At 57.1% G+C, this 18,974-nt stretch carries 23 protein-coding genes and 3 pseudogenes; 15 read left to right on the forward strand and 11 right to left on the reverse strand.

All coding sequences use genetic code 11. The features are described from left to right. A pseudogene (locus V7730_RS22620) lies at nucleotides 1-244 on the reverse strand (IS30 family transposase); the annotation flags it as partial. Between the two features lie 72 nt (nucleotides 245-316). Between V7730_RS22620 and V7730_RS09630 the strand changes: the two are divergent. The 4 genes from V7730_RS09630 (at nucleotide 317) to V7730_RS09645 (ending at nucleotide 2,222) form a co-directional block, all read left to right on the forward strand. After that, entirely contained in the window at nucleotides 317-511 is a 195-nt protein-coding gene (locus V7730_RS09630; RefSeq protein ID WP_335747386.1) for a hypothetical protein, read from the forward strand. Nucleotides 512-727: 216 nt separating this feature from the next. After that, complete coding sequence (locus V7730_RS09635) at nucleotides 728-991, forward strand: hypothetical protein (RefSeq protein ID WP_335747387.1); 264 nt, start codon at nucleotides 728-730, stop codon at nucleotides 989-991. A gap of 543 nt (nucleotides 992-1,534) precedes the next feature. Next, nucleotides 1,535-1,741 (forward strand): hypothetical protein, encoded by a 207-nt coding sequence (locus V7730_RS09640; protein WP_335747388.1) that lies wholly within the window; start codon nucleotides 1,535-1,537, stop codon nucleotides 1,739-1,741. A gap of 97 nt (nucleotides 1,742-1,838) precedes the next feature. Further along, entirely contained in the window at nucleotides 1,839-2,222 is a 384-nt protein-coding gene (locus tag V7730_RS09645; RefSeq protein WP_335747389.1) for a TRAP transporter large permease subunit, read from the forward strand. Between the two features lie 127 nt (nucleotides 2,223-2,349). Here V7730_RS09645 and V7730_RS09650 read toward each other — a convergent pair whose 3' ends face one another. Further along, nucleotides 2,350-2,547: a hypothetical protein gene (locus V7730_RS09650; protein ID WP_335747454.1), complete on the reverse strand. Its 198-nt coding sequence runs from the start codon at nucleotides 2,545-2,547 to the stop codon at nucleotides 2,350-2,352. Between V7730_RS09650 and V7730_RS09655 the strand changes: the two genes are divergently transcribed. The 6 genes from V7730_RS09655 (at nucleotide 2,501) to V7730_RS22630 (ending at nucleotide 4,541) form a co-directional block, all read left to right on the forward strand. Continuing rightward, nucleotides 2,501-2,671 carry a hypothetical protein gene (locus V7730_RS09655; RefSeq protein WP_335747452.1) on the forward strand — a complete coding sequence of 57 codons (171 nt, stop codon included), beginning with the start codon at nucleotides 2,501-2,503 and terminating at the stop codon, nucleotides 2,669-2,671. The genes V7730_RS09650 and V7730_RS09655 overlap by 47 nt on opposite strands. A 27-nt stretch (nucleotides 2,672-2,698) precedes the next feature. Then, a complete protein-coding gene (locus V7730_RS09660; protein WP_335747390.1) occupies nucleotides 2,699-3,166 on the forward strand; it encodes an amidase family protein in 468 nt (155 codons plus the stop codon). Next, nucleotides 3,154-3,357 (forward strand): hypothetical protein, encoded by a 204-nt coding sequence (locus tag V7730_RS22625; protein ID WP_443070201.1) that lies wholly within the window; start codon nucleotides 3,154-3,156, stop codon nucleotides 3,355-3,357. The genes V7730_RS09660 and V7730_RS22625 overlap by 13 nt, the downstream gene beginning before the upstream one ends. Before the next feature lie 197 nt (nucleotides 3,358-3,554). After that, the gene (locus V7730_RS09665; RefSeq protein WP_335747391.1) at nucleotides 3,555-3,794 is read left to right on the forward strand and encodes a hypothetical protein; all 240 of its coding nucleotides are present in this window, start codon (nucleotides 3,555-3,557) and stop codon (nucleotides 3,792-3,794) included. Between the two features lie 142 nt (nucleotides 3,795-3,936). Then, nucleotides 3,937-4,161, forward strand: a complete 225-nt coding sequence (locus V7730_RS09670) for a hypothetical protein (protein ID WP_335747392.1) — start codon at nucleotides 3,937-3,939, stop codon at nucleotides 4,159-4,161. Continuing rightward, nucleotides 4,125-4,541 carry a hypothetical protein gene (locus V7730_RS22630; protein WP_443070202.1) on the forward strand — a complete coding sequence of 139 codons (417 nt, stop codon included), beginning with the start codon at nucleotides 4,125-4,127 and terminating at the stop codon, nucleotides 4,539-4,541. The genes V7730_RS09670 and V7730_RS22630 overlap by 37 nt, the downstream gene beginning before the upstream one ends. Nucleotides 4,542-5,032: 491 nt before the next feature. Here the strand turns inward: V7730_RS22630 and V7730_RS09675 are convergent, their stop codons facing one another. After that, entirely contained in the window at nucleotides 5,033-5,776 is a 744-nt protein-coding gene (locus tag V7730_RS09675; protein WP_335747393.1) for an RlmE family RNA methyltransferase, read from the reverse strand. Further along, a complete protein-coding gene (locus V7730_RS09680) occupies nucleotides 5,776-6,897 on the reverse strand; it encodes a Ppx/GppA phosphatase family protein (RefSeq protein WP_335747394.1) in 1,122 nt (373 codons plus the stop codon). Before V7730_RS09680 ends, V7730_RS09675 begins: the two co-directional genes overlap by 1 nt. Before the next feature lie 264 nt (nucleotides 6,898-7,161). On the opposite strand from V7730_RS09680, the gene V7730_RS09685 reads away from it, so the two are divergent. Genes V7730_RS09685 through V7730_RS09695 form a run of 3 tightly spaced genes read left to right on the forward strand, consistent with a single transcriptional unit; the run spans nucleotide 7,162 to nucleotide 9,511 of the window. Continuing rightward, nucleotides 7,162-7,458, forward strand: a complete 297-nt coding sequence (locus V7730_RS09685) for a virulence factor (RefSeq protein ID WP_335747395.1) — start codon at nucleotides 7,162-7,164, stop codon at nucleotides 7,456-7,458. A gap of 34 nt (nucleotides 7,459-7,492) precedes the next feature. After that, nucleotides 7,493-8,419, forward strand: coding sequence for a methylenetetrahydrofolate reductase (locus V7730_RS09690; RefSeq protein ID WP_335747396.1), 927 nt, complete (start codon nucleotides 7,493-7,495; stop codon nucleotides 8,417-8,419). Nucleotides 8,420-8,431: 12 nt separating this feature from the next. Next, complete coding sequence (locus tag V7730_RS09695; RefSeq protein ID WP_335747397.1) at nucleotides 8,432-9,511, forward strand: methyltetrahydrofolate cobalamin methyltransferase; 1,080 nt, start codon at nucleotides 8,432-8,434, stop codon at nucleotides 9,509-9,511. A gap of 54 nt (nucleotides 9,512-9,565) precedes the next feature. Here the strand turns inward: V7730_RS09695 and V7730_RS09700 are convergent, their stop codons facing one another. The 3 genes and pseudogenes from V7730_RS09700 to V7730_RS09710 form a co-directional block, all read right to left on the reverse strand. Then, the gene (locus tag V7730_RS09700; protein ID WP_335747398.1) at nucleotides 9,566-10,489 is read right to left on the reverse strand and encodes an acetamidase/formamidase family protein; all 924 of its coding nucleotides are present in this window, start codon (nucleotides 10,487-10,489) and stop codon (nucleotides 9,566-9,568) included. Between the two features lie 12 nt (nucleotides 10,490-10,501). Then, nucleotides 10,502-12,281, reverse strand: a pseudogene (locus V7730_RS09705) (gamma-glutamyltransferase family protein). A gap of 379 nt (nucleotides 12,282-12,660) precedes the next feature. After that, nucleotides 12,661-13,377 (reverse strand): DUF5765 domain-containing protein, encoded by a 717-nt coding sequence (locus V7730_RS09710; protein WP_335747399.1) that lies wholly within the window; start codon nucleotides 13,375-13,377, stop codon nucleotides 12,661-12,663. A 319-nt stretch (nucleotides 13,378-13,696) separates the two neighbouring features. Here V7730_RS09710 and V7730_RS09715 point away from each other — a divergent pair. After that, nucleotides 13,697-14,715, forward strand: a pseudogene (locus tag V7730_RS09715) (IS110 family transposase). A gap of 218 nt (nucleotides 14,716-14,933) precedes the next feature. Here V7730_RS09715 and V7730_RS09720 read toward each other — a convergent pair. Further along, entirely contained in the window at nucleotides 14,934-15,971 is a 1,038-nt protein-coding gene (locus tag V7730_RS09720) for an IS5 family transposase (RefSeq protein WP_335747400.1), read from the reverse strand. Nucleotides 15,972-16,170: 199 nt separating this feature from the next. On the opposite strand from V7730_RS09720, the gene V7730_RS09725 reads away from it, so the two are divergent. Beyond that, nucleotides 16,171-17,037: a helix-hairpin-helix domain-containing protein gene (locus V7730_RS09725; protein WP_335747401.1), complete on the forward strand. Its 867-nt coding sequence runs from the start codon at nucleotides 16,171-16,173 to the stop codon at nucleotides 17,035-17,037. Nucleotides 17,038-17,113: 76 nt separating this feature from the next. Here V7730_RS09725 and V7730_RS09730 read toward each other — a convergent pair whose 3' ends face one another. The 3 genes from V7730_RS09730 to V7730_RS09740 are packed head-to-tail and all read right to left on the reverse strand — an operon-like array spanning nucleotide 17,114 to nucleotide 18,668. After that, nucleotides 17,114-17,407: a hypothetical protein gene (locus V7730_RS09730; protein ID WP_335747402.1), complete on the reverse strand. Its 294-nt coding sequence runs from the start codon at nucleotides 17,405-17,407 to the stop codon at nucleotides 17,114-17,116. Continuing rightward, on the reverse strand, nucleotides 17,404-17,991 hold the full coding sequence (locus tag V7730_RS09735; RefSeq protein ID WP_335747403.1) for an MBL fold metallo-hydrolase RNA specificity domain-containing protein: 588 nt from the start codon (nucleotides 17,989-17,991) through the stop codon (nucleotides 17,404-17,406). The genes V7730_RS09730 and V7730_RS09735 overlap by 4 nt, the downstream gene beginning before the upstream one ends. Then, nucleotides 17,988-18,668, reverse strand: coding sequence for an MBL fold metallo-hydrolase (locus V7730_RS09740; protein WP_335747404.1), 681 nt, complete (start codon nucleotides 18,666-18,668; stop codon nucleotides 17,988-17,990). The genes V7730_RS09735 and V7730_RS09740 overlap by 4 nt, the downstream gene beginning before the upstream one ends. Between the last annotated feature and the right edge of the window lie 306 nt (nucleotides 18,669-18,974).

Below are 18,974 nucleotides of genomic sequence, written 5' to 3' on the forward strand. Positions count from 1 at the left end.
GCAAGGACATCTGTGCCCGCAGACCTCTCGATATCTCTTCTCGGTCGATCAAGGTAAGCGCGAGGCGAGACCGAACGCGATCTGGTGGACGGATGCCGCCCGTGCGCGCAAGGAGCGGGTAAATTGACGATGACCCCCGATCAAACACCCGACCAATCGAGCTCATCGACTCTCCGCGCTGCCATCTGTCCCAAATCTCCGACTTCTGCTTGTCCGTGAAAAATACGCGGCGACGATACTTCATTTTGATCACTCCATCTTTGGCTAAAGACTAAAGTGTTGCGTCGACCCGTTGAAATCGCCGGTGATACCTGACATGAAAAACCTTTTAATCGGAACTGCCATTGCGGCACTGACCACCGGTCTTGCCCATGCCGAAGCTTGGAAGATGTCGGTTGACGCGCCAGACGGCACCTATCTGACGAAAAACATCCGCGCCGTTGCCGAAGATGTGGCCCCCTGTCAAACGGTGTGTTGGAAATCGACGTTGTTTCGTAAACGGTATTGCTGAACCCCGCTAACTAACGCGCGGGGTTCAGTGCGGCATCTTACCAATCGGTGAAGTTTTAATTTAAGCGCTTGGCAACGAAGATCCGACCTATTCCGCTAATGCGGTGCTGTTTCTGTCGACTACGCTTGATGAAGCACGCGTTCTCTGGGAAGCATCGCGTCCGATCTATGAGGAAAAGCTTACGTAGGACGGGCTTGTTTTGTTGTCTGCCGCGCCTTGGCCACTACTGGGTATCTACATGAAACAGGAAAGACCGGTGCAACCTCGTTCGACGGCGTGAAATTTCGCGCCTACAATCCCTCAACAGTGCGTCTGGCAGAACTGCTGGGTGCCGTGCTAGCAACAATCGTCACGTCTGAAATCAGTCAGGCATTTTCGACAGGCGTGATCAACGGCATGATTACGTCACCATCAACCGGTGTGGACAGTCAGGCGTGGGCAGTAGAACGCCGGACCTTTGTGCAGCCGGTTGAGATGTAGGCACCTCGAACGCTTTCCTATTTTGGAGCCCCCTGAGATATTGCTTTACGCGCCATCTATATAACTTTTGCGGAGCGTTGGCCGCGCTATCCCTATCGGGAGTTGCAGTCCTGATCCTCTCGCAAAACGGCCTTTGCCTGATGGGAAGCCAGATCCTGTCAGCCGATGATTTCGCGCCTTAGGGGCTCAGCGCTTCGACCTTCCTCGCACTGTCTGCCACACTGATGCAAGTGGATCATATTCGCGCGACCTCTTTGCTGCAACTGCTGCCAGAGCGGCTGGGCCATGTCGCCGATATTCTCGCGACAGGCTTTGCCACCATGATGATGGGCTTGGGCGATCTTTGACTATGTCTTGGAAAGTTGAGCTTATCACGCATTCATCCAAGGCGTAGTGGCTGTACCGCCTTGGATAAAGAAATCAGCAATGGTGCCGGGATCAACTCTATTCGCACTCGACTTTGCAGAGCACACCTTGCGCCTGATCCTTGGTTTGCCAGTGGCAATTTGATGGCACTCACGAACAAGGCCAGGAAAAACAGGCATGCCTATTATTCTGCAATATTTCGTTCTCGTCTTAATCTTACGGGTGCGGTTAGCGCTGGGCGTTTGGGTCGGCGTGGCACAGATGGCTTCGGGCGTTGTCATATTCATGATGTTCACCTCGACACCGGTCGATGCAATTCTTGACACTACCATGTGGGCACATTCGACAAGCTGGATATTGACCGGACGGCCGCTGTTCATCTGAAAGGATGAAATATTGTATCGCACCCGTTTGACCAAAGACCCGTTTTCGGGCCTCGCCCCTTGGGTCGGGTAGCTGCCAGACGGTCTGGCGCACGTTAATGTCGTGGGCTGCGGAATCTTTGCCGTGTGTCCGTATCTCTGCGGCGACCACGGCCACAGGGGGCCCTATTTCCCTGCCTGAGTTGAAATCACGTGGCTATGCTGCCCGCTTGGTCATCGGGTCTTTGGCAGGGTCGAGTACGCTGGGGCTTTTGATACCGCCATCGATCGTGATGATCGTCTACGGAGTTGCGGCCCAAGTGTCGGTCAACCGTCTGTTCACTGCCGGTCTAGTGCCTAGCTGGATGCTGATGGCGCTATTTTCCGGCTATATCGCGATCTGGTCTAAGTTGAACCCGATGGCGTTCAAGCGAACGAACTGCGGATTTCTATGGGCGAACGCTTGTGCCGCCTGCGGATGTTGTTGCCAGCGGTCGGTTTGATCAGCAGGGAAATTGGTTCGATATGCAGGCGTTGCCACAGCGACCGCCGCCGCCGTTGGTGTGGCCGGAGCATCGATCATCGCCGCCCTCGGCCGCTCCCTGAACACTCGAACATTCATCGCTTCACCTATAGGGCCTCCGCGATAATCCGGCTGTGCACGGCTTTTCTAATCTCCACGATGAACTTTTCCGGCTTGCACGGATAACTTGCTGAAATCATCTCGGCCAGTAGGTTCGGTCCGTCGGGCATGATCGCGGTGCTGACAACCTCCGTTGTCATGCCTGTCGTGGCCACAGTGGGAATCGATCCGGTCTGGTTCAGCATCTATCTGACTATCGTTGTCGATCTGGCTCAGATCACGCCACTGCCGGGGTTCAACCTGTTCGTGCATCCTCGTGCTGGCTGTGAACTTTCTGACCGTCTTTCCAGGCATCGCGACCTGGCTTGAACAGAAAACACGTTGAAGGCTTGCAACATGACCAACACGCCTCAATCCCCTCTGAACGCTGCGTGTGCAAGCGCCAAAGGCCCTTATTTCACCCGTGTTTTCAACGGTTCCGTCGAAGGCGAAGGCCCTTTGTCCGTACTGAACGTTGCAGTCAATGATCTGTTCGATGTGCGCGGCCATATCACCCATACGGGATCGGAGGTGCGTAAAAACACGTTGCCTGCGCTTAAAGACGCAGAGGCAGTTGCCCACCTACGCGGCGCGGGTGTCGGTTTTTTCAGTCACGCCAATATGACGGAATTTGCCTATTCGGGCCTTGGGCTAAACCCGCACAACGGCACCCCGCTCACACCACTGCGTGAGGGTTGCATTGCGGTTGATTCGACCTCGGCTGTAGCCTCTGATGTGGCGCGCGGAGTGGCAAGTATCGCACTTGGGAGGGCAAAGGCGCCCCGGCGCGGTTTCCTGCCGTCTTTTGCGGGTTGTTCGGCTTAAAGCCTACAGCGCAAACCATCCCGCGCGAGGGCACTGTCGCATTCGCTCGACAATGTCGGTGTGCTGATAAGGGACACTGGCCAGCTGCGCTCCGTGCTGAACGCACTGCACGACACGCCTCTTTCAACCACCTCCATGCCGCACTCGGTCATCGTACCGGAAAACTTTGGTATGGGCGATCTAGATGCTGAAGTGGCCGATGCCTTTGAGGCCGGTCTAAGTGCGCTGCGGGCTTCGGGCGCGTGCGTGCAACGGCTGTCTACTCGGTATGTTCGAGCGTTATCGCGCTTTGCCCGCGCGGCAATTTTCAGCCGCATAATCCCGTGCGCATCACGGTAGAAATTTTGACATTGCCCGCGATAGCCTTGACCCACGGCAAGCATCGCGTGTGGCACCGGCAGATGATGTCACCGCCATCGAATATGCCCGCACATTGATAACCCGCGCGGCGCTAATAGCCGAGGCCACGCGATCGTTTAGCGATATAACTGCTATAATGCCCAGCGTGGCCATCATAGCACCAAAGCTCAAAGAATTGCGCGGTGATGCAGCCTATGATCGCATCAATCTGCTGGCTTTGCGGAACACCAGATTCGGGTATCAGATCGACCGCTGGCTCAGCCCATGACTCAATGCAGGTGACGATGGCAGAAACGCTTCATGGCGCGCTGTGACCTCTAAGGTCAAACACACCTCTTCTTATGCCGCCCTAGGCCATCAACGCTACCAAGTGGTCGATGTCACCTATCCAGCACTATCCAGGATCACCGATGTTGCGGTCTAAAGCGACAGGATCGTGGTCCTCAGACGCCGCGCATGAACTGGCCATGCTGGGTCTGGGTAGCACGCTGCTGGACCAAAGCGCAGAGTTGCCGCAGTTTATTCGTGGACACGATCTGCGTGCTGCTGGCAATAACCGGTTGGCTGCCACTATGTCGCTGATGGCTATAGCAATAGCGTGGTTCATATATTTAATTCCGACCAGCGCCATCTAAAAACCATTGGCCAGCCCGGGAATGATCTGGGCGCGTTTTCGACGCCCCAGAGTATAACATTCGACACACAAGGTAGGCTTTGCGTAACGGACCGCGCAAACAACCGCCTCAAACTATTCGACGCCAAGGGCCACTGGTTGGGGCGGATCGAAGGGTTGCACAAAACCATGTATCTGGCCCTGCCCCCCCGATGGCACGCAGCTTGTCAGCAATCAGACGCCGCAACTATCTGCATATGCGCCGAGCGGGGAATTGGTTGGCCGCTGTCGCACCTTTTCCACCTCCGGCCACAGTTTGGCTGTGCAACGAGATGGAACGATCGTCATCGCAGACATGATCCCAACCGCGTGACCCTATTGTGGCCAGTCACCTGGCACTGATGGGCACGTCTCGGGTGTCGGCATCGGAACCCTTTACCAATACTCCCCCATCAAAGAAGCACCCCGTAATATGGTCGACAATGGGTTCAAGGAGACCCCGCCAATTTTCTACAAGCCACTATCACGCTTCATTTGCCTTGCTCAAACACTGGAGCACGCAGAGGTACTCTTACCGTTTGTGGAAAAGACTGACGCCCTGAACGGTGCTGCCTTGAACACAGTCACGGGATTTTTCTGCCTACTCTGGCCATCCGGAACCTGAGCAGATCGGACGGGATCTGCAGGCCTTTTTGCGCTGTATCATTGACGCCGCAGCCCTTGCTGGAGAGACAAATAAATCCGCCCTATTTCCACGGGCAAACAATCCGGCAACCGAATATCTCAGCTGACTTCCGAGTCTGTGGATTAAAAAGCGCAAATAAGTCTTCCTGATCCCCATCGCTCGTTCACGATAGCCAACCGATCACCACCGGCAGGGATCTAGCGGACAGTCACTCTGCTTCGGACTGCTCCGAATCTTCAGACTTGAAGCCGATCGCGACCACAAATTTCTCCGAGCTATCCTGTCGGCTCGACGGCGGTTTGTAGTTTGCAACCTTGCGGAAGCGCTTTTTCAGAAGCTGCTGGAGTTCCCCCTCGGCACCGCCCGCCAGAACTTTGGCGATGAATGTACCGCCTTCGTCCAAAACATCAAATGCAAAATACGCAGCGGCCTCGCACAGGGCGATAATCCGGTTGTGGTCGGTCTGCTTGTGCCCCGAAGACGCCGCAGCCATGTCCGACATGACCACATCAGCGCGACCGCCCAGCCATTCTTTTACTATCAGGTCAGCGTCATCTTCCATGAAGTCGAGCTGGTGGATTTCACAGCCGGCAATCGGCTCCATCTCCTGAAGGTCAATCGCCAGAATAGTGCCACGCGATTTACCGCCCTTTTCACCTAATACGTTGGAGCGTTTGACCGCCACCTGACACCAGCCACCGGGGGCAGCACCCAGATCGACAATCCGCGCGCCGGGCACCAAAAAGCGGTATTTGTCATCCAGCTCCATGATCTTGAACGCCGCGCGCCCGCGATAGCCTTCGGCCTTCGCGCGTTTCACGTACGGGTCGTTCAACTGACGCTGCAACCAACGGGTCGAGCTCAGCTTGCGCCCGCGCGCTGATTTCACTTTAACTTTCAGGTCACGTTGTCCGCGCCCTGATATATTCTTTCCTGTCGGCGTTTTGCCCATCAGAATGTTCCTTCTTCAAGCACGCCGTCCGCGCTCATTTGTGCATATAGCAGGCCTTCGCGCAGACCGCGATCGGCCACGCTAAGCCTGTCCGTGGGCCAGCAGCGCATCAGCGCCTGTAAGATTGCAGCCCCCGACATGATTAGGGCAGAGCGGTCATGACCGATACAGGGGTCGACCCGCCTGCCCTCTGGCCCCATGGCGAGGTATTTGTGAATAACTTTGTCGATCTGCTGGCTGGTCATACTCAGCCCGTCCACTTTCGTCCGGTCATAGCGCCGCAGGCCCAAATGGCTGGCCGCGACAGTGGTGACTGTACCTGAAGTCCCGACAATCTGGAACCGTTCTTGCGGCTGGGCAGATTGATAAGGCGTGAAATCCGTCAGGTTCTCCTCAAAGAACCAGCTCATAAGCGCAAAACGCGCTGCGTCGTCTTCGACATCCGAAAATTGGTCACGCAGCGTTGCCACACCCAGCGGTACACTGATCCAGTCCACCACCCTCGCGGCCGGAATATCGGTCGGTGCCTGAACAAACCCGTTATGCAACCGCATGATCGATTGGGCGCGGTCACGCTTGGGCACTTTGGAGATATCGATCCAGACGAGCTCGGTCGAGCCACCGCCGATATCCACCACCAGCAGGTTTTCGGTCTTCGGGCTAACCAGCGGTGCACAGGAGATTACGGCCAACTGCGCCTCTTGTTCAGGCGCGATGATATCCAGACGCAGACCGGTTTCGCGGGTCACGCGGCGCATGAAATCATCGCCGTTGATTGCACGGCGGCAGGCTTCGGTCGCGACAAGGCGCATCCGTTTGACTTTGTTCCGGCGTAGTTTTTGCTGGCAGATGCGCAAAGCCTGAATGGTGCGCGCCATTGATCCGCGCGACAAGCGCCCGGTTTTCTCAAGCCCCGCTCCCAACTGGACGGATTTCGAGAAACTATCCACCACATGAAAACCACCGCCCTTTGGTTGGGCAATCAACATGCGACAGCTATTTGTGCCCAGATCAAGGGCCGCATATAGGTCGTTCGATCTGGACGAAACTGGCGCGGGGCTCAGAACCGTCGGTTTTGTTTGTTCGAGCGCACCCGCACCTTTGGAGCGCTTTGGCGCCATGGTATGCGCCTTTCATTACGAGTTGATGACACGATACGTCTTGCGCGGCTCTGGCGCAAGGACCCGCGTGGGGCAAAGCGTGCCGAATTTAATCAAGCGCATGATCTTCATGTGGGGAATGAGGTTTCGCGCACCTCGCGGCCCTGTAAGGCTTGGGATACACAAAGGTCGCGGATGGTGCCGTTATTGTCGAAAACGACATTCGTGCAGTGCGGCCTATCCGGTAGAGAGATCGAAACGTAATGCAGGTTGGAGGAATCGCGCATGGCTGATGTTGTTGTCGTCTACTGGCGGGATATTCCTGCGCAGGTCATTGTCGGCAAAGGCCGCCGTGGCCAGAAGCGGGTTCTTCCTGAACGCTTCGAGCAGGCCATTGACCGCGCTGCCATGAAAGTGGGCGCAGGCGATACCGATGCCTATCTGGCCGAATGGCGCAAAGCAGCCCCCTATTCAGTTGAAGGCGATGATGCGAACGTGGCTGACGCCGAGGCAGCCCGTCTGGACGCCGAATATGATCGTGACCGTATCAAAGCATTGATTGCAAACGATGGCTGGGCCTGAACGTCCCCGTTTCGATTTTGGAAGGAGCCTGCGCATGGCACTGTTGAATTTTCGCAAAAAATCCGATCCAGCCGATAACGGGGTAAACCCCGAAATCGAAAGCTTTCTTAAGAATTTCTCGATTGAGGTGATGCCCCGCACCGCCGAGAAGATCGAAGACTTCCCCACGCTGCTGCCCACAGGCACCCGCGTCTACATCGCCCATATCGAAGGCACGCCCATCGAAGAAATGGTCGCCACTGCCAAGCGGTTGCACACGGACGGTTATAACGTCATGCCGCACTTCCCTGCCCGTATCATCAAGGACCGTGCCACACTGGCCGACTGGATCGCGCGCTACCAAGGTGAAGCGGACGTAAAGCAAGCGTTGCTGCTAGCTGGCGGTGTTGCTGCCCCCCACGGTGATTTCGCTGACAGTATGCAACTGATGGAAACAGGCTTATTCGATGAAGCCGGATTTACCCATCTGCACGTGGCGGGTCACCCCGAAGGCAACCGCGACATCGACGCGTCAGGCACTGCCAATGTCGATGCTGCCCTGCGCTGGAAGAATGATTTCCAGACGCGCACGGACGCAAAGATGGCCATTGTCACGCAATTCGCCTTTGAAGCCAAGCCGATCATCGCATGGGCTGACAGCCTGCGCGACGCTGGCATCACCCTGCCCGTCCACATCGGCATTGCAGGTCCAGCCAAGCTTCAAACGCTGATCAAATTTGCCATCGCCTGCGGCGTCGGCCCCTCGCTCAAAGTGCTGCAAAAGCGCGCGATGGACGTGACCAAGCTGCTGCTCCCCTACGAGCCGACAGACGTGCTGCGCGAACTGGCTTCCCACAAGGCCGCCAACCCCGACTTCAATATCTCTCATGTGCATTTCTTCCCGCTCGGCGGGATCAAGACCAACGCGACATGGGCGCACACACATGGCGGCGATTCCGCTGTCCCTGCAAACGCCGGATAATTAGGACTGAACATGACCAGAACGATCGTCGAATCCAAAACAAGAACCGCCATCATCGGCTTTGACCAGCCGTTCTGCGTCATCGGGGAGCGGATCAACCCCACAGGTCGCAAGATCCTTGCCGAAGAGCTTGAGCGAGGCGATTTCTCCCGCGTTGAGGCAGATGCGATTGCTCAGGTTGCCGCGGGTGCTAACATCCTCGACGTGAACTCTGGCGCGGTCTTCTCCAACAAGATGGCCGAAGACCCACGCTATGCCGACAACAACTTTGTCGAGCCGATGCTGATGCCGGAAATGATTAGACGTGTCCAAGCTGTCACCGATTGCCCTATCTGCATCGACAGCTCGGTTCCCGGCGCGCTTGAGAACGGCCTTGCAGCTTGCGAAGGCCGTCCATTGCTGAACTCCGTCACCGGTGAGGAAGAGCGGCTGGAGTTGGTGCTGCCACTGGTCAAGAAATACAACGTCCCGGTTGTGGCAATCTCGAACGATGACACCGGCATCTCAGAGGACCCCGATGTCCGCTTTGCCGTGGCCAAAAAGATTGTCGAGCGTGCGGCAGATTTCGGCATCCCTGCATATGACATCGTTGTGGACCCGCTGGTCATGCCGATTGGCGCAATGGCGACGGCAGGCCATCAGGTGTTCACCCTTGTGCGCCGCCTCCGCGAAGAACTGGGTGTGAACACAACTTGCGGTGCGTCCAACATCAGCTTTGGTCTGCCAAACCGCCACGGCATCAACAACGCCTTCCTGCCGATGGCGATGGGCGCAGGCATGACCTCCGCCATCATGAACCCTGTAGCGCTGCCCGTAAACGCCACCAAAATCGCCGAGAAGAAGGCCGAACTGGCTGCCCTTGGCCTAATTTTGCCCGAAGACATGGATGACGAAGCCTTTGTGAACCTGTTCGGTATGGGCTCCACCCTGCCCCGTCCGGGCAAAGAGATGGAAGCCATCCGCGCTGCCAACTTCCTGTTTGACCGTGACCCGCACGGTGGCGACTGGATCAAATTTAACAAAGTTGCTCCTAAAGCAGGCCATGAAGGCCGTGGCCGTGCAGGCCGTGTAGGCGGCCGTCGTCGCGGTTAAGTCGATCAAAAAATTAGATTGGGGGCAGTGCATCGCACTGCCCCCTTTGCGTTACTACAACAGGTTTTTCGCCAGCATCATATGCACGCCTTTCTCGCGGTTCACCGTCTGGGTGATCCGCAGATCTCCAGCGAGCGAACAGAGCATATAGGCCTGCGCACGGCTAATCCCTGCCTTTGCCGCGACTACGGCAATCATGCGGCGCAAGGCAATCTCGACGCATTGATCTAGGTCCGCGTGCATCCCCATGGTGATGATGTGGGTGGGCGTCTCTGCCTGCGGATAGCTCACATCCATTTCGCGCCGAACGGTCAGGCGGAACCGCCCTTGCAGCGCGGTCTCGATCGCTGTCACGCAGACCTCACCATCCCCCTGCGCTCCATGGCCATCCCCGCAAGAAAACAGCGCACCATCAACATGCACCGGTAGATAAAGCGTGCTGCCTACCACCAGTTCCTTATTGTCCATATTGCCACCATGAGCGCGCGGCTCAATCGTTGAGATGCGGCCCCATTGACGCGGCGGCGCCACGGCCATCACACCAAAGAACGGCGCAAGCGGCAGCTTCAGTCCCCAAGGCATCGTCGCCTCCCCCGTCTCAGCATCCAGCGGCAGGATGTTCAGGTGCGTGTCGTCGAAATCCAGCGGAAGCGTGCCAGCCAGCGGGCGGATCACGTTATAACCCCAGTCCTGCCGAAGTTGCACATCAAGGATATCAACCTGCAAGACATCACCCGCCTGCGCGCCGACAACCGTCACAGGACCAGTGAGGATATGACCGGGCATCGCGGGGGGCCCCTCTGCGTGCAGTTCCAGCAACTCGGTCGGGATATGGAAACCTTCAGGGGGCAGCACCTGCGGTCCGCCGCTGACGGTGTTAATGGTGACTTCTGCGCCACTTTCAACCGTCGCGACGGGCGCAAGGCCGGCGTCGAAAAAGCCCCAGTGGCAGGTCTTTGGTCCAGCTTCGATCAGCATTGAAGTATCTCCTTATCGGCCAATGGCATAGGCTTGCATCAAGCGCGGCGTGGCAGTTGCGCGCAGCATGCCATCGGGCGCACGCATGGCGGCAGTCAGACGCCCCACGGTCCACGGCTCTGCCACGGTGACGATATGGCCGCGCGCGCTGATCAGCGATCACCGCCTCGCCCACGTTTGGTTCAATCATCATTTCGCCTGTGGGCACCTCACGCGGGAAAAACGAGCCCTGAAAATGCATTAAGCGAAACAGCGGCGCGTCCATGCCTTCCTGCAAGCCCAACCCGTGATGCACAAAGCGCAAGAACCAGATCAGTTGCCACTGGTCCTGCTGGTCGCCCCCCGGCGTTCCGAAAGCCAGCTGGGTGCCGTCCTTTTCCGCAAGGCTTGGCGTCAGCGTGGTGCGTGGCCTACGACCCGGTGCCAACGAGGTCGGTAGGCCGTCTTCAAGCCAGAACATCTGCGCGCGGCTGTTCAGCGGAAAGCCAAGGCCGGGGATCACGGGGTTGCTTTGCAGCCACCCACCCGACGGCGTGGCGCTGACCATATTACCCCAACGGTCGATCACATCCAGATCCACGGTATCGCCGCGCTTTTCGGTGAGATGGGACATGGTCGGATCTTGTGCAGCGACCTCGCCCACGTCGAAGTCTCGCGCAGCGCGTTCGATATAGCGCTCTGCCAAATGCTCGAACCCAAGCACACGGCCCGGACGTTGTTCCAGCGACGCCTGAGATGTAATAAGCGGACGGCGCGTGTCGTTGTAAGCGTCGCTCAGCAGCTGCTCTATCGGGATGTCGCTTTGCGTGGAATCGCCGTGATATGCCTCGCGGTCGGCATGGGCGAGCTTCATCGCCTCGATCACCGTATGGGTAAACTCCGCCCCCATCGGGTCCATCCCGCCCAGATCAATGCCCTTGAGGATCGCCGGCGCCTGCAACATGACTGGTCCCTGACTCCACGCGTGGGTCTTGTGGACCGTCCAGCCGTGGTAGTCATAGCTCAACGTGTCTTCATACGGCGCTTCCCATCCGGCCATATCACCGCGCGCAAGCACGGCGCAGTGAGCCTGATAAGAGACATCCATGACGCACGCATCGTCCAGATAGTCAAAGATCGCATCGGCAACAAACCCTTCGCGCCACGCTTTGCGCGCGGCATCAATCTGCGCGGTGCGGGTTGCCCCTTCGCTTTGCGCCAAGCGGGCATAGGTCGCCGACAGATCAGGGTTCTTGAACATTGCATGCGGGTCCGGAGCGATACCTTCAGGCGCCCAGACCGCCGCTGAGCTGGGCCAATGCTCGGCAAAATATTCGACCAAACCCGCAATGGTATTGGCCACGCGCGGCAGCACCGGATGACCGTCACGTGCATAGTCAATCGCGGGCTGCATTACCTCATACAACGACAGCGTGCCGTGGTCACGCAGCATCAACATCCAGCCGTCAAACGCCCCCAGAACCACGGTCGCCCAAAGCCCCGAGCCGGGCACAAGCGTAAGTCCCTGATCCTGATAATGCGCTATCGTCGCCGCAGCGGGCGCGACCCCTTGTTCACACAAGACTTCGGTTTTGCCTGTCGTGACTGAATGGAAGATCGCAGGCATATCCCCTGCAGGACCATTGAGGTGCGGCTCTACCACTAGCAAGACCAATGCGGTGGCTACGGCCGCGTCGAATGCGTTGCCACCTTTTTCCAGCATCCCCATGCCGACCGCTGAGGCAATCCAATGGGTCGAGGTGACGACGCCGAAACTGCCTCTGATCTCCGGTCTGGTGGTGAAATCTGACACAAACGCTCCCTCATGGGACAGCCAATCACAAGCTTTCCATGACGTTACGCGCGTATCTGCAAAAGGGAAAGCGGTGAACCCGGCCCAATCCAAGCCCGCAACCATTGCGTTCGTAAATGGACAATGGCGCTATCCAAACAAGCCAACGACCGGCCTTCAGCTGCTTTGCATCCTCCTTTTCAGCACCTCGGATTGCAAGGTCGCGTCAGATTACATCTGGGCCTCCGTTAGAGGATTGGGCATTCTGGGCGGTATTGCACTCCGGCTTCTGTCGTTTCCAGCATACTGCTTGCCCCTGCCGATTGATGGGATTCACAGCCTCATCGTCAGGATCTGGGGACGGCAGGTTACAATCGAATATTCACTCTGAGCTTGAAACTCATTTGCCCCACCAATGCGTGCTCGTGAATGTCGTTCGAACACTTGGATTCAGCACGATCAGCATAATGACGATTGAGAAAAGACACCAAATTGCAGGCATCTCGTTCGGATTGCTGGTAAGTGAGGCCGCCAGAATGGGACCTGCAACCGCGTGAACGACAACAAAGCGCCATGCGCCATACAACAGCGGCACGACGAACGCAGCCACCAAATAGGTCGGAAAGCCGGCATAGAAGCCGTAGATGCGTTCAAAGCCCAGCATCACCCCATTATAGGGAACATCCCATGCAATGTGCCAATCACCGGAGACAGTGCACCATCTGTCAGCACAAAGCGGGCTGCCCGGCAAACACGCCCCAAGAGGCTGATAGGGCACGATCTGTAAAAGCATGACCGCTGTGGATACCGCACATGCAGTATATACCCAACGTTGCGCGCACAGCTTGACCGTCTTTGGGACAAGCTCCATGCCAAAAGCGTTGATGAAGAATGGTTGAATGGCGATGTGCAGATAAGACAGGACCGTCACCGACCGGTTTTCGAGCGTTCCGCATTGGTCCAGCACAGTGTAACCCCAAACCTGCAGCGCCTCCATCAGCGTAAAAAACGCCAGCGTCAGCCAAAATGCTGGCGGATCGCCGCGCCGGAAGGTGATGGCCGTGGCCACCGCACCTACCGCGACCATGGTGGCCGATGCACCCGTGCTCCAACACATAATAATACTCCAGGGCACCTCGATTTTTGACTGTTTTCGCGACGACAGAGCGATTTGAGTACCCTGAAACGCGTCTCAAGACCGTCAGCTGACGGATTGTTGCACCGGGTCTGTTGACGCGCTGCCTATTTTTAGGTGGTTTCTCATGACCTGCGCCTTTGCCCGAGCGTTTCTCACGCCGGGTTTGGGTTGATGCGACGCAACTGGCAGATCGGCGGATGTTGTAGGCGAGATGGAGTGGTTGCCACCCTCCCCAGACGGCATCGGAATGTGCCAAGGTTGTGGTGTTCAACGCCACGCAAAAAAGGAGGACGGCGAAATGAAGTATATGATGATTGGAGTTGATCTGGCAAAGGCAGTTTTCCAGGTCCATGGCGCGCGTCGGACAGGGGAGGTCCAGTTCCGCAAGAAACTCACGCGCAAGCAATTTCCTGCGTTCATGACGCAGCAGGAGCCCAGTATGGTCATCTTCGAGGCGTGTGGCAGCGCACATTATTGGGCTCGTGAGATGGAGGCGCTTGGGCACGAGGTGAAGCTGATCGCACCAAAATACGTGCGCCCGTTCGTGAAGCGGCAGAAAAATGATGCGGCGGACGCCGAGGCAATCGTCATCGCGGCACGCCAGCCGGAGATGCGCTTCGTGGCCCCCAAGACGGTCGAGCAGCATTGCCGGGCGGCGGTCTTGGGGGCCGGGAGCGGCTCGTGCATCAGCGGACCGCCGATGTGAACGCGCTGCGGGCACTGCTGTATGAGCATGGCCATGTGTTTCCCGCCGGGATAGGCCATCTCGATCGCGTGGCAACGCTTCTGGAGGACGAGGCCTCTGATCTGCCTGCGCTGATCCGGGAGGAGTGCCGGGACCTGCAGGCGCAGATTGCAGAGAAAACGGCGCGTATAATCGAGCGCACCACAAAACTGAAGATGCTGGCAGCCCAGTCAGACAGGGCGCGTCGGCTCCAGACCATGCCTGGTGTTGGGCCGCTGACAGCCATCGCGGTGGAGACGTTTGGGCCTGACATGGCAGAGTTCAAGACGGGGCGCGCCTTTGCGGCTTGGCTGGGCCTTGTGCCCAAGCAGCATTCTTCGGGAGGCTTGGGACGCATGACCAAGGCTGGCCAAGCCGATATCCGACGCCTGCTGATCATTGGGGCAATGTCGCGCCTGAATTGGCTTGAGCAGCGCACCATTACGGAGGGCAGCTGGCAGGCGCGCATGTTGGCGCGTAAGCCCAAGATGCTGGTCGCGATCGCGTTGGCCAACAAGATGGCCAGGCAGGTCTGGGCGATGCTAACGAAAAACGAAGACTACAAGGATCCGGCGCTGGCAGTCGCGGCATGATACTCATGTCGAACCGTTAGTACCGGTGCCAAGGGGGTGTGAGAAGACGACGACCTGAATGGGCAAGACGATCGAACAGATCGGGATTGGGAAAACCAGTAAGAACCTGAGAGCAGAAAGCTCGGAGGCGAGATTTGGACCCGATCCGCTGATCACCATCCCGGCCTGCGGCTTTTGAAAATGCCGCATCTTGAGGCCTGACAAAAGTGCGCACTCGATCACACGCCAACAGGGTCAGAAACTTCTTGCATTACGGGCGGCAACCACAAAAGGTACTTCATCCCTATCTTGGCCTTGGCCCGCACCAGACCAATGGTTTTCACGATGGTGCCGCCCATGTCATTCGTCTGCGCGCCAAAGACATGTTCGACCCGGACGCGCACCGATGATTTGGTCTTGTTGCCCTGCTTCGCCCGCTCGCTCAGCGGCTTGCCCCGTTTTCCTTTCCGGTGGATGCGGCTGGTCAGGCCTCGGGCTTTGAGCGTCTTCTCAATCTCAGCGGACCGATAGGCAGAATCTGCCCAAACCCCAGAGGCTGTGTTGCCGCGCATCAGCAACATGCCCACTGCCTGACTGTCGTGGACAGCGGCGTCGGTGACATGATAGCGTCGGATCAGCTTGTGCTTGCGGTCGACGTTCACGTGGTTCTTGTAGCCGTAGTGGCTCTTGCCGTGTTTCTTGGTCCAGCGCGCGTCCGTATATTTCTGTGACCGCTTTGCAGGCTTGTTTTCCCAGCCTTCCGGTTCGTCACCGCCCTTGATCGCCGCATTTTCCTCGCGGGTGTTGTGGTTGCGCGGCACCGGTACGATGGATGCGTCCAGTATCTGCCCGCCCCGCGCGATATACCCCTGCCGCGCAAGGTGACCATCAAAGAGCTTGAACAATTCCTCCACCTTGCCCGCTTGCGCAAGCGCCTCGCGATACAGCCAGACGGTCGTTGCGTCTGGGACCCGATCTCCAAGGCCAAGGCCCAAAAACCGCGTGAAGGAAAGCCGGTCCCTGACCTGATACTCGACCTGGTCGTCTGAAAGGTTGTAGAGCGCGCTCAGGACAAGGGTTTTGAACATCAGCACCGCATCCATCGGCTTGCGCCCGGCGCGGGATTTCCGCTCGCTTTCGGGCTTGCGCCAGACCTGCTCCAGAAGTGGGCGGAACTCCTCCCACGGCACCACGGCATCGATCTCAAGCAGCGGGTCTTTCTTAGCGTCCAGGCTCGCGTAACGGTCCGAAAGATCAAAAAAAACCATCTGCGCCATCACCACATTCCCCTGCCAGTTTACGGTTCAATCATATCGCAGAACCAACGTCAGGGCAATTTTTAGAGGTGCCCTCCATTTTGTATGAACCATGGCGCATTGAAACCGGTTATTCTTGACCTCGATCAATCCGTTCTGCCGCATGGGCGATATTGTCGCTGCCATATGCTGAGCGTTTGCCAGAGGGAGGACCATCATCTTGGCACACGGACAAGGTCGATCGAACCAGCTGCCTGAGAACCAGTTTGTCGCTTCAAAACTTGAAGAGATGGCGGATGTGCTGGAGCACCAATCCGCCTCTGAGTTCCGCATTCGCGCTTACCGAGATGCCGCGTCTTATGTAGCTGCGCTGCCCCAGCCCATCATGAAAGTTTACCAAAAAGAGGGGCGACGTGGGCTGGAGGATCTGCCGACGATCGGGACCTCGATAGCTGCGGCAATTGCCGAGCTTCTGGACAGTGGCAGATTCAGCGTGCTGGATCGCGTGCGCGGTTCAGCTAACTCCGAAAAATTACTGCAAACAGTGCCAATGATTGGTCCTGCGCTTGCTCATCTCATCTACGACACCTTGCACATAGACACGCTCGAGGCATTAGAGGCTGCCGCTATAAATGGGCGCCTAAGCGCAATCAAGGGCATTGGCAAACGCAGGGTAGAGAGCATTCGGCACTCTCTGAACGACATGCTGGCACGGCGACGGCCCCGCAAAACACCGGTGGGCAGCTCCCTCCCCCCGGTTTCGGATATCTTGGCCGTTGATCAGGAATATCGCGAAACTGCCGAAACCCTCCCTGTCATCAAGCCACGCCGCTTTAACGAGACGGGTCTTGCACGCATCCCGATCCTGCATACGGAACGGGGACCCTGGCGGTTCACCGTGATTTTCTCCAATACCGCCTCAGCCCATAAATACCACAGAACCCGCGACTGGGTCGTGATCTACTGTGACCGCGATGACCATCCCGAATTGCAATTGACCGTAGTGACGCAACATGGGGGCCCGCTGGACGGGCGACGCGTCATTCGGGGGCACGAAGGAGCCTGCAAGCAGCACTATGGGCTTTAAACGTCCGTTTTGGTGACCTGTAGAAATGCCTTGCCAGAATTTGAAATGCTCCGTGTCTCCTGCGCACAATCAACATCTACGTCGCTTGGTCGTCAGGTCCCAGTGCTCTTCGGATGTTTCGCACGAATTTGGCCCGCGCCTTTTCGTCAGAGGCCTTTTCAAACGCATCCCGCATTTCAAAAACCAATTCCGTCAGATCATTATGCCAATCCGGCTGACCGATTATACCTGTTGGTATCCTTTGCTTCTGTGCCGGTATCAAAACAGAGCTATCGTCGTGCGACAGGGTCACTTCATCATCGAGTTCCGGCATCACAATGGAATCCGCGACAAGGCCCCGCGCCACCAAGGCCTCTTTCAATGCGATCATCTGGGGTTCTTCGCCATGTGCAGAAACAGCTTCTGGCGGATGGGTTGCCGTTCGGTGATCCAATCAGCGAGTTCCGTTCCGTCGGCATGACCTGAGTAGGCATCAATCGTTCGAATACGGGCTCTGACACTAATCTCTTCACCGTGGATCTTTACGTTTCTTGCACCTTCGGAAAGAATGCGGCCCAACGTGCCAACCGCTTGATATCCGACGAAAAGCACTGTTGCCTGATGCTGCCACAACCATTGCTTGAGGTGATGACGAATGGGGCCCGCCTCACACATACCGCTGGCGGCCATGATAATTGCAGGGCCCGTGATCTTCCCGATCCGTTTGCTTTCGTCGACAGTTTCGGTCGGATGGATCATGGGGCTGTTCAACAGCTGGGGCCCCGCGCTCAGATCCTCCAGATCGCCGGCGTGTTTCTGAAAGACTTTGGTGACCCGAATAGCCAGTGGGGAGTCGAGAAATATCGGGACACTCGGGATTTCGTCAGCGGCCTGCAGCGCCAAAAAATCAGTGATCAACTCTTGGGTACGCTCCACCGCAAACACCGGAATCAGCAGGTGGCTACCATTTTTCAAAGCTTCACAACTTCGGTACGCAGGACACTCCGGCGCGCGATTGTGGTCGTATCGGCCCGCTCGCGGCCACCATAAGTTGCCTCTGAAACCACGTAGTCAAAGTTGGCAGGCGCGTCTGGGTCAGGGTGAAACAGCTTATTGTCAGGACCCAGATCACCGGAGAACAAAAGCCGGAGCGGCTGGCCTCCCTCCCCTTCAATCTCTATCGAAGCAGAGCCCAGAATGTGTCCCGCGTTCCAGAACCGCGCCCGGACATCAAGCCCGACCTGTATCCATTGCTCATAATCCACGCCGCGAATAAGCGATAAACAATCCTCGGCATCCTGTTTGGTGTATATCGGAGAGACCTCAGGCTTTCCGTGACGCAAATTGCGATAGTTGAGCCTTTTGACCTCCATTTCCTGAATGTATCCGCTGTCTGGCAGCATGAAGGTCAGCAGGTATTTTGTGCCTTCGGTGGCAAAGATCGGCCCCTTGAAACCAGTCGAGCCAAGCTTGGGCAACAAACCTGAGTGATCGATATGAGCATGTGTCTGCAACACGAAATCGATTTCGTGCGGATTAAATGGAAATGGCTTGTAGTTCAGCTCTTTGACCGTCTTCGGCCCCTGAAGCAGGCCGCAATCCAAAAGAAAAGTGCATTTTGGCGTTTTCAGGAGGTAGCACGATCCCGTCACGCTCCGCTCCGCAGAATTTGAGACTGACACCATTCATACGTGATCCTGCCTTTTCAAAATAATGTCTTCATTCCGAAGCACCAATCGTCGCAGCCCAAGGGCCGCAACCTTTCCCTGCCAAACCGAAGGTACTTGAAGCTACCCGCAGCTTGCCAGCAACGGATTGATCCATATCAAGAGCCCTTCGCTCATTGATACGGCACTGAACCTGTTCCAAACCTGAACGTCTTGACCTCACCGTGAGGTGAATCGAACCGCCACTTAACCCTTCGCTGCAATCCATTTGAGCTCATTCAGTCCACTCCA

The sequence above is a fragment of the Sulfitobacter sp. genome (assembly GCF_036961165.1).
Classification (GTDB): Bacteria; Pseudomonadota; Alphaproteobacteria; order Rhodobacterales; family Rhodobacteraceae; genus Sulfitobacter.